Below are 10,516 nucleotides of genomic sequence, written 5' to 3'. Positions count from 1 at the left end.
TGCCTGAATTAATCAATAGAGCATTTTAATTGTTAACGAGTATAGGTAACCTCAAGTGTAAACATTTACACTTGAGGTTTGTTATCGTCTATTCCATTTTTATAGCACGCAAAATAACAAACTTTTTGTTTTCTGCGATTAATTCACAGTTTCCAAAAATACGCTCTAATTTATCTTGGTAATCTAAATGGCGATTACCAACAATCACTAACTCTCCGTTCACAGCTAAACAGAAATGTGCATCATTAAACATGCTCCACGCGATATGGTCGGTAATTGCATGTTGTTGATGGAAAGGAGGGTTACATAATATTAAATCATAACTACGCGCTTTAAATCCAACCAGCCCGTTGTTTACTACAAAACGAGTATTATCAGAACGCTCTTCTTCGAAGTTTTTCAGCATATTAATACGTGCCGAATCTACTGCCATATAAGATTCATCAATGAATGTGATTTGTGCATCCGGGTATGCCACTGCAGCTGCCATGCCGACTACGCCGTTACCACATCCCAAATCCACCACTTTAGTAAAATCACCTTCAGGCAAGTTATCCATTAAGTAGCGACCACCGATATCTAAATGGTTACGTGAAAATACATTTGCATGGTTATGAACTTTCCAATCGAAACGTTCAACATCCCAAGTTATTGCCACTTCATCTTCAGGCACTTCTGTTTGATCAACGATACTGAATATTAAACGTGATTTTTTCTTTGCTAATGACGTTTTAGTGGTACCAATATATTTTTCAAATAAAGCCAGTGTTGATTTATGGATTGTATCTACTTTACCTGCAGCAACCACTATTGTATCTTTGCCAATAACTGTACTTAGTTGTTGTAATTGATACTCTAAGAAAGCAAGTGTTTTTGGTGTTTTTATCAATACTACTTTGACGTTATCCGGTAATGATTGCAGACTGTCTTGAATTAATAAACTTTCTGGTTCGCAATGATTACGTTGCATATTAAGTTTTATTGAACTTACTGAGAGAAAAGAGTCTGAAACAACAGTTCTTTCAATGTTGTTGAAATAACAACTTAATGCACCAAAACCGTCGTTGATAATTAATAGTTGCCCATCTTCAGTAATGTATTTATTCAATTCATTTTCATTAAAATGGTTGATCAAGTATTCATCAGCTGAATCCCAAGCTTGTAATGTTTCATTTTTTCTTCTTGGATGGCGATGTAATATTAAAGTTTGATCTGCAATTATTAATGCTTCATTCATAGCGTTTGCCTAATTTGGTGTGTGTAAAGATACTTATTTCTCTATTTTAACTTGCTTGTCCTATTAAGGTAAGTGATATTATTAACTGTATTCAAATGAAAAAGGATAACTCTGTTTGTGAAAACTATATTGCCTACAAATAAATTATTTGCGAACAAATTAATAAAAGCTTTTGCTTTTTGTTTTCCACTCTTTTTTCTCGCTGCTTGTGATAATCAAACATCAGAATTATTGGATGATATTTGGGACGGTAGTGAAGATGATGTGTGTGAGGAAGACGTCACCAGTGTTGATTTTAAACAAATTGCATACTGGTCTATTAGTGATGAAGAAACGCTTGATGACATTGATTTTACAAAACTAACTCATGTTATTTATAACAAAATAGGTGTTGAGTCTAATGGGAATTTAATCTTACCCACTGGTGAAGACTTAGATGAATTTAAAGAGATGATTGATTTGGCTCACACCTCAAATATCTATGCCATGGCCTCTATTGGCAATGCGAGTGACTCAGCTTTTAACTCTATCGCAGGAAATACAACGGCCTTAAATGACTTTATCGCTAATGTTGAGAATTTGATCAAAGATTATGACCTAGACGGTATAGATATCAATTGGCAATTCCCAACAACTGATGATGAAGGGGACTTATTTGAAGATTTAGTCAAAGAAGTTTCTGATCTGACTACCGACCAAGGTGTGCTGTTTAGTTACGTAGTTGATTCCGGAGAGGATGATGACGCAACTGATCAAGGTGTGCAAGAGGATGCGTTAGGTTACCCTGATTTTGTGAATGTGATGGCGCTCAACACAACAGACAATGATGAGCTACATTCTTCTTTAGAAGATGCAAAAGAAGCGATCACCTACTGGACCAATCGTTGTGTGGTAAAGAACAAAATAGTATTAGCGATTCCTGTTTACTCGCAGGGAGATGCGGTATTAGATTTTAATGATATTGTGAGTGATGACCTTGATAACGCGTGTGTTGATGAAGCAACGAATATTGAAGGTCCAAGCGGCAATATCTATGACAACATTAACTATAATGGTATAGCGACTGTGATTGCCAAAACAGCATATGCACAAACCAAAGCAGGTGGGGTTATCCTCAATGCTGTCAATCAAGATTATGTTGAAGATGCTGACTACTCACTGTTGAATACCATGTATCTGCAGTCTATATATCAATCAAATACAATTTGTGACTAAACATCTGTTCTTGTGGTTAAATATTGAAGACTATTTCTGGTTTTTTTTATTGATAAAAGGGCGCATAATAGCGCCCTTTATTTACCCTACTAACTATAAGGTCATATTATGCCGATCAATGCAGCTTTAACAGAACGTAGTAATGGATGTTGTGAATTATGTTCATCGACCAATGAACTGTCTATTTTCGAAGTGCCACCTGTTAAAGAACCTAACTCAGATAAATCAGTGTTGGTATGTTCTACTTGTTTGCCTCAAATCGAAAAAACAGTCGAGATGGATAATAACCATTGGCGTTGTCTTAACGATAGTATGTGGAGCCAAGTACCTGCTGTGCAAGTAACTGCTTTTCGTTTATTAACACGTTTAAGTAAAGCGGGTGAAGTTTGGGCTCAAGATCTACTAGATATGATGTACATGGAAGATGAGCAAAAGGCTTGGGCTGATTATGGTGTTGCTGCGGATGAAATAGAAGATGTTGCGCCAACGCGTGACTCAAATGGTGTGGTGTTAGTCGCGGGTGACAACGTAACTTTAATCAAAGATCTTGAAGTTAAAGGCGGTAACTTTACAGCGAAACGTGGTACGCCGGTGAGAAATATCTCATTAACGGATAATCCTGAGCACATTGAAGGGCGTGTAAATGGTGTTCGCATTGTGTTACTTACTTGTTATCTTAAAAAAATGCCGTTATTTGAAGATAAATAACGATTTAAGTTATTAAAAATTAGATGAAATTTCTAAATTCAAGCCCGTTATGTGATTACTTTATGATATTTAAAGGAATTACGTGATGGGCTTTCTAATATCTGCGATACTAATAACAAGTTAATATCAATTACAGGATGTAATATGCTTGAAAATATCGCTTTAGGAATATTAATATTTATATTTGTTACCTTATTTTATGGAATGGTCGCTATACATGATATACCCTATAAAATAGCCAAAAAACGTAATCATCCGCAACAAGATGCCTTACAGGTAGCGGGATGGATCAGTTTATTAACTCTCCATATTCTCTGGCCATTTTTATGGATTTGGGCAACATCATACCGTCAAAATAGAAGTTGGGGCGGGGCTGAAAATGCAGAATCAGTCACAAGCAAAGAAACCAACCTACAATTAATTAACTTACAAAACCTTATCAATCTGCAACATCGAGTTGAAACGATCGAAACTGTCTTATCAATTAAATCCTCTGAAAAAGTGAAAGCAGTAGCAGAGACAAATATCGCTTCTGAAGATAATATTAATTTTAAAGTCGATCAAGACGTAGAAGATTTTGATAAACAAACCTCTCAATTATTCGAAGAAATAGATAAATTAAACCTTGAACAACAACAAGGAGATAAATAATGGATTGGTTGATAACGTTAAGCTACCTATCAATTTGTGTGGTTATATTCAGAGTGTTTGGTATTCCATTTAATCGCTGGACAGTTCCTAGCGCTATAGTAGGCGGAGCTATCTTAGTGGGTTCGTTAACTTTATTGATTAACTATACCCATCCTTATTCAGACTCGAGTAAACAATATTTTGTAACGATACCGATTGTCCCTGTCGTCCAAGGAACTGTGCTCTCAGTTGATATAACAGCAAATACTCACATTAATAAGGGTGATATATTATTCAGAATTGATCCGTTACCTTATCAAAATAAAGTGGCGCAATTAACCGCGAAAATCGTGATTGCAAAGCAACAATATTTAAGTGCACGAGAACTAAGTAAAGAAGAACTAAGTAAAGATGAATTAAGTAAACCAGAGTTAAGTGAGCAAAAGTCAAAAACTGAAAATGTAGACAATCAAGAAGATATTGATATCACTAAAGCAACAATTGATGGTTTAAATGCGCAATTAAATGAGGCAACCTATAATTTAAGAAATACAATTGTCCGAGCGCATAGTGATGGTTATGTTACTCAAATATCGGTATTCCCTGGTCTGCGTGTTGTTCCCATACCACTAAACCCCGCGATGCTTTTTATCCAAGAAAGCTCATTTAAGTATGTTAGTTGGTATCCTCAAAATAAGATTTTACAAATCAAAGCGGGTTATCGCGCTGAGTTAGTATTTGATGCCTTACCTGGTAAAGTATTTGCCGCTGAAGTTACTAAGGTCTTACCGAATATTGCAGATGGGGAAATGAAAGCCAATGCCTCTTTACTTGACCTGACTTCGCCCCATGTGGGCAAAGTCCCTGTTGTATTTGAGATTAAAGACCTTAATTTTGAACAATACCGTGATCTATTACCGCTAGGTGCATATGGGCAAAGTGCTGTGTATTCAGAGGAATTCGAGGAACTGACGATCATCCGTAAAGTGCTATTACGTATGTCATCATGGGCATCTTATGTTTTGCCAATTCACTAATATGTTAGGTTCAAACTTTAAAGCGTGCGATGTAGACAAAATGCTTGATGCATTTAATTCAATTGTTCAGGGTAGTATAAGCGGGGCATTATAAATAGCTAAAGAGGTAAAAATCAAACTAATAAAGATAGGTGGTGAAAACAGAGTCATCGATTCGGTCATCTTGTTATGACTAAAAAAGACTTATTATTGGTACAGAAGGTTTATCTGTACCAATAATTACCCATTAAAATCAATTTAATATGTATTAATTAACCATCAGCGAACATCCCGTCAATCATTAATTCTAGAAGTTATAGCACTTTCCAAGTCATTGTTTCATTCGCTTTAATAGGCACAACTACATCATTACCAAAATGCAGTGTTGCAGGCACATCCCACGATAATTTCTCTAATGTAACCGTATCTGTATTACGTGGTAATTGGTAAAAATCAGGACCATTAAAGCTTGCAAAGCCCTCTAATTTGTCTAAAGCATTTTCAGCTTCAAACACTTCAGCGTATAACTCTAAAGCTGCAAATGCAGTATACGAACCCGCACAGCCACATGCTGATTCTTTAGCACCAATGCTATGAGGTGCAGAATCAGTCCCTAAGAAAAACTTCTTGCTACCACTGGTTGCGGCTTTAACAAGAGCTGCTTGGTGTGTATTACGTTTTAGGATAGGTAGGCAATAAAAATGCGGCTTAATGCCGCCCACTAACATATGATTGCGGTTAAACATTAAATGATGTGCAGTGATGGTGGCTGCTACATTGTCACTTGCTTGGTTAACAAACTCCACGGCATTTGCCGTCGTAATATGTTCAAGCACTATTTTAAGGTTTGGATACGTTGCCACTATAGGGGCAAGTACTTCTTTCAAAAATACTTCTTCACGGTCAAAAATATCAACATCGTGTGCAGTTACTTCACCATGCACCAATAATGGCATGTTGACGTCTTGCATTGCTTGTAACGCAGCTTTGATATTATTGACATCCGTTACCCCTGAATCTGAGTTAGTGGTTGCGCCGGCCGGATAAAGTTTAGCAGCATACACATGGCCCGATGCTTTGGCTTTTTTTATCTCTTCAGCACTGGTGTTGTCAGTTAAGTAAATTACCATTAACGGCGTGAACGTGGCTTGTGGTTGCTCTGCTAAAATACGTTCACGGTATGCTAAAGCACTTTCGGTTGTCATCACGGGGGGCACTAAATTAGGCATAACAATCGCGCGGCCCATGTAACGACTAGTATCACGAACGGTATCTTTTAATACATCTCCATCGCGTAAATGTACATGCCAATCGTCTGGTCGAGTAATGGTTAATTTGCTGCTCATAAAATGCTCCGCATAATAGGGGGAAGAAAGTGTGGGGATGATTTTAGAAGTATAAAAAGGTGAAGTAAAGGTCTAGTTAAGTCGTTATCATTAATCACCTTGATTACATTATGCTTTTAGTAAAATAGAGTATCGAGTGTCATCTTGATAAAAGCTAAAACTCGATACTCAACGAACGTATACACAATGGTTACAAACAACGTTTGCAGATAATAGTTACTGATTACTGATAGCGATAGTACCTAGTGTTCACAATCAAGCTGTATAATGTTGTCTTATAGCCTGCGCAATATTCGCTTTAATACTGGCATCAACATGCACACTTTTTTGTGGTGGTAATAGGTCCACCAAAGATTGTACTAAAGGCTGTTTTTCTAATGGGGAGTGAGCTACCCAACTCGCTAACAAATCGCGATTAATGTAAGCAGGTAAAGAGCCTAATGTACCGACATCATTTTGACTATGAATTAATAGACCTGCAGTCGTGCCTTTATCCAAGGTCAGTACTTGGTAAAAATAAAGTGTGTGATAATCTAATTGTTGCTGTAATTCTTGATCAGAAGGGGGCGGTAAGCGACTAAATTTATCGTTTAAGATAGCGATATAACAGTCGATAGCTTGAGTAGCAAAATCAATCCCGAAGTGTTTAGGAGTGTGCTCATTCCCGGTAAATCCTTCTAAATAAAAATGGCTGACTCCGCGGTGTTTATTCAATGCGGGAATGAAAAAATATGTTTCGCCTTGCGCAATGCCACTCTCAAAATGCTCGCCACTGGCTTGTTGTAACATATTGTTAAAGAGTAAATTATCCGAAGGGTCTACAATGGCTGGGTTCAAGTCCGCCATTAAACGCCAGTATTGATGGCCATTTTTAAGTTCAGTCCAACTCACGTGAATATGAATCGAAGGAGCAAGTGGGTGTTGAGGATGAATAATGGTAGATAACGCCGTTGCCGATAAAAAAGCTTTATCAGGTTTGTCCTCATATTGTACTTGCGATACGTTAACAGAAGCGCGATTAAAGACCATATTAGTGGTTGCTTCGAAGCGCTGGCCTCCACCATGATTGCCATTATCTCGCAACCATTCAACACTTTTAAATTCAGTGCCAGTAGAAAGCTTTTGTAGTTTTTGTACAAAATATTGTTGAACTTGACTGAGTTCTGTTAAAGCAAACTGAGCTTTCTCTGAAGAGGCCAATACGCGCATAAAAATTCCTGTATTAATATAAGTGGTCAGTTCAATTGCTGTTTAATGATAACAATTAAGAGTGCATAAGGGGCAAGGTAATGGTTACGGTGACGCCCGTCAAGTCGCTATTGTTTTCGATGGTTAACGTAGCTTGATGGTATTCACAAATCATTTTGGCAATATAAAGGCCTAAGCCAAGGTGCGTGTCATGCTGTTGAGAAGCAGGGCGTACAGATACCATTGATTGAAATAGATCCTGATTATTATCGGAGCTTAACAATGTCCCTTGATTAGTAATACTTAGACTGATGTGATCAGTTTGCTGTGGACTGCCTAACGCTTTATTACTCGCCGTTTTACTACCTACGTACGATAAATTACTAGGCAATTTTACTAAGTTGATCACAATTGCCTGTTTAGAGATAGAGAATTCAACCGCATTATTAATGATTTTGTCTAGCATTTGCACTAAAAAATCAGGATCTGCATTAATCATGGCTGTTTCCTCACCAAGATACTTTTCAAATGTGGATTGTGGATACACCATTTCATATCCCTGTAAACAACTGTCCAATAATGTGCGCAGGTCTATGGGTTGTTTTTCCGCCTGTTGTAAGCTTTGTTCAATACGACTGGCTTCACTCATACTCGTCAGTATTTTACTGAGCCGTTGAATACCCTGTTGCGAGCGAGTGATGTATTTTTGTTGTTGAGCGTCGCAGGGTAATAAAGATAAGTTTTCTAATGAAGAGCGCACCACGGCAACTGGGGTTCTTAACTCATGAGACAACCGAGAAGATAGCTGTTCAACATAGTGATGATATTGACCCAAGCGTTGTACCATATCAGCCATGCTACGTGATAGGTCACCAATTTCATCGCTGTGTTTACTGGCACTAAATGTATCTTTTAAACGTCCGTTGTTATCCAGTATTTGTTCACTTTGGTCACGTAAAGCGCGAACACGGTTGATCACAGTAGAAAGGAATAAAAATAACAATACACCAGCAACAAAAATGACTCCTAATAATACACTGAACATTTTTTGTAAGGCTTGGTTACGTAATGTAATGATGCCATTATTCGTTTCTTCTGCTATCACCACTCCCACTACTTTATCATGAACAAATATAGGGTGTGTTGCACTGAGAATAGACACTTTTTTGTCACTACTTAAGCGCCATTGAGTGGCCGCTTTTCCGTCTAATGATTGTTTGACGAGGTTATTATTAAGTTGTGTGGTGTGTTGGTTTTTATCTATAAAGTGATTCTCTGGTTGTTCTAATAACAGTGCATAGAGTGGAGATAATAATCTTGCTTCAATCTTTGTCCAAAAGCTTGTGTCTTGATCATTAGTCGCTTCTGCAGGCCAAATTCCTGTTGCTTGATGAATATCTCCAGCTTGTGCGATAACCCGTTGGTGTCTATCAACCACCCACAGCCTTGCTCGTGTATGACGCATTGCTAAGAGTATTTGTTCTATCTCGGGAGAAGGGATCAATACACTACCGAGCTTATTAATATCAAGCAAATTGGACGTGCTGATTACATTATCTACTCGCTTTGAATCAAGTGTTGAGGCCGTGTTGAGTTGAAAGCCAAGCTTATCGCCTAATAATGTAAGTGGCATGCGTAACTCAATATTATATCCCTGTTTCGTAGACTGCCAGATACCTTGAATTGACTTTTCTCGGGTAAGGTTTGTTGCATAAATACTATGTTGCGGATACCGGTAAGCATTAAACCAGCCGTCATTAGCGACCGAAATAATATAACGTTGTAGCTCGCCTTCAGGTGAACTCATGGCAATAATTAAGTGGTCATTGTCGGTGACTTGAGTTGAATTTTTTGCTCGTGTAATTGGGTGTTGGTTAGAGACTTCAAAATGTGCGTATAAGAAACCATCTCGCTTACCCAGTAATTGATTAAAATGCACATTGTTGGTGTTGGTGTTGGTCTTGGTGTAGATGTCGGTGTTTGTTGTTTGCCCTTCAAGCGGATCATTTTGATAGCTATTCTTAAAGCCTCGATTTACTCCCCAATCTTCATTATTAGCATCTAAGCGAATCGATTGTGCTAGGTTATGAATGTATAAATCTTGGCCTTTAGTGACATTAGGTAAAAAACTTGCGTGCTCATTAAATAAACTCGGCCTTTCATGTAAAGCAGTGGCAATCGCGCTGCTGGTTCCGAGTAAGGTTTGTTGTTGTCCTTCTCGTAAAAAATTCTCCATTTCAACGACAAACTGATAGGCAAATAATGGTAACAGTAATAATAAACTACTGAGTGCTAATACCTTGCCACGTAACCCCCACCTTAATTGCATAATGAGGATTGCGCTGTATGTTGTAATGCTGTTTCAGTGCTAACATCCCAACGATAACCCATGCCATAAATCGCGGTTATCTCGTCAAACAACGGGTCTATCTGCATGAATTTTTTACGGATCCTCTTAATATGAGACGTAATAGTATTGTCATCAACAACCATATTGGCATCGCTCATTAATTGCTGACGACTCTTGACCACACCTGATTTATGGGCGAGTGCATGAATGATCCAAAATTCAGTGATCGTGACCTCTAAATTGCTGTCCTGCCAACTAATCTGCATTTTGTCATTATCGATGGTTAGTGCACCGCGCTGTATAATATTGTGTTGTGATTGTGCATTGCTCTCACTTAATCCGATACGTCTGAATAAAGCGCTAATACGCACCATTAAATGCTCTAAACCAATCTCTTTACTTAAATAATCATCGGCCCCTAACCGTAATCCGGAAATGCTATCAAAATCATTATCACGGGCAGTCAAAAAGATAATAGGTAAACTCGCCGATAACTGTCTTAGTTGCTGACATAACAAAAAACCACCATCGTATTCATGCCCTAAACCTACATCTATCACCGCTAAATCTGGCAAACGATTATTGAAGGCTTGCATCGCTTCTTCTCTACCTGAATAACCCTCTACTTGATAACCGTAGCGTTGCATCAGGTCCATATAGTTTTCACGAATAGCATGGTCATCTTCAATTATTGCAATACGTTTCATATTGAGTGTTATTCCTTTATTGCTGGTGGAAGGTTAAGTATACAAAAATCTGATAGATAGGTTTGGCTAAATTAAGCTTTGCCACTTTTTGGACACAATTGATCAGTAGTTCGCCATTT

8 protein-coding genes and 1 pseudogene are annotated in these 10,516 nt (G+C 37.9%); 4 read left to right on the top strand and 5 right to left on the bottom strand.

Going from position 1 to position 10,516, the window contains the following annotated elements; genetic code table 11:
* Positions 1-88: 88 nt before the first annotated feature.
* A complete protein-coding gene (locus tag H5084_RS05070) occupies positions 89-1,237 on the bottom strand; it encodes a methyltransferase (RefSeq protein WP_182689729.1) in 1,149 nt (382 codons plus the stop codon).
* 117 nt (positions 1,238-1,354) lie between these two features.
* Between H5084_RS05070 and H5084_RS05065 the strand changes: the two genes are divergently transcribed.
* The 4 genes and pseudogenes from H5084_RS05065 to H5084_RS05050 all read left to right on the top strand — a co-directional run bounded on the left by H5084_RS05065 (position 1,355) and on the right by H5084_RS05050 (position 4,827).
* The gene (locus tag H5084_RS05065) at positions 1,355-2,452 is read left to right on the top strand and encodes a glycoside hydrolase family 18 protein (RefSeq protein ID WP_182689728.1); all 1,098 of its coding nucleotides are present in this window, start codon (positions 1,355-1,357) and stop codon (positions 2,450-2,452) included.
* A 108-nt stretch (positions 2,453-2,560) separates the two neighbouring features.
* Positions 2,561-3,160 (top strand): alkylphosphonate utilization protein, encoded by a 600-nt coding sequence (locus tag H5084_RS05060; protein WP_182689727.1) that lies wholly within the window; start codon positions 2,561-2,563, stop codon positions 3,158-3,160.
* 144 nt (positions 3,161-3,304) lie between these two features.
* Positions 3,305-3,530: pseudogene (locus H5084_RS20030) on the top strand (DUF3302 domain-containing protein); the annotation flags it as partial.
* A gap of 280 nt (positions 3,531-3,810) precedes the next feature.
* Entirely contained in the window at positions 3,811-4,827 is a 1,017-nt protein-coding gene (locus tag H5084_RS05050) for an HlyD family secretion protein (protein ID WP_182689726.1), read from the top strand.
* A gap of 293 nt (positions 4,828-5,120) precedes the next feature.
* On the opposite strand, the gene pyrC is transcribed toward H5084_RS05050, so the two are convergent.
* From pyrC to pdsR, 4 genes are all read right to left on the bottom strand, one after another.
* Positions 5,121-6,152: a dihydroorotase gene (gene pyrC, locus H5084_RS05045; protein ID WP_028868723.1), complete on the bottom strand. Its 1,032-nt coding sequence runs from the start codon at positions 6,150-6,152 to the stop codon at positions 5,121-5,123.
* Between the two features lie 255 nt (positions 6,153-6,407).
* On the bottom strand, positions 6,408-7,361 hold the full coding sequence (locus H5084_RS05040; protein WP_028868722.1) for a coproporphyrinogen III oxidase: 954 nt from the start codon (positions 7,359-7,361) through the stop codon (positions 6,408-6,410).
* Between the two features lie 55 nt (positions 7,362-7,416).
* The gene (pdsS, locus tag H5084_RS05035; RefSeq protein WP_182689725.1) at positions 7,417-9,669 is read right to left on the bottom strand and encodes a proteobacterial dedicated sortase system histidine kinase; all 2,253 of its coding nucleotides are present in this window, start codon (positions 9,667-9,669) and stop codon (positions 7,417-7,419) included.
* Entirely contained in the window at positions 9,660-10,397 is a 738-nt protein-coding gene (pdsR, locus tag H5084_RS05030) for a proteobacterial dedicated sortase system response regulator (protein WP_182689724.1), read from the bottom strand. The genes pdsS and pdsR overlap by 10 nt, the downstream gene beginning before the upstream one ends.
* Positions 10,398-10,516 lie beyond the last annotated feature (119 nt).

The sequence above is a fragment of the Psychromonas sp. SR45-3 genome, assembly GCF_014163575.1.
In the GTDB taxonomy this organism is placed as follows: Bacteria; Pseudomonadota; Gammaproteobacteria; order Enterobacterales; family Psychromonadaceae; genus Psychromonas; species Psychromonas arctica.
This window is presented reverse-complemented; position numbering and strand designations above follow the sequence as displayed.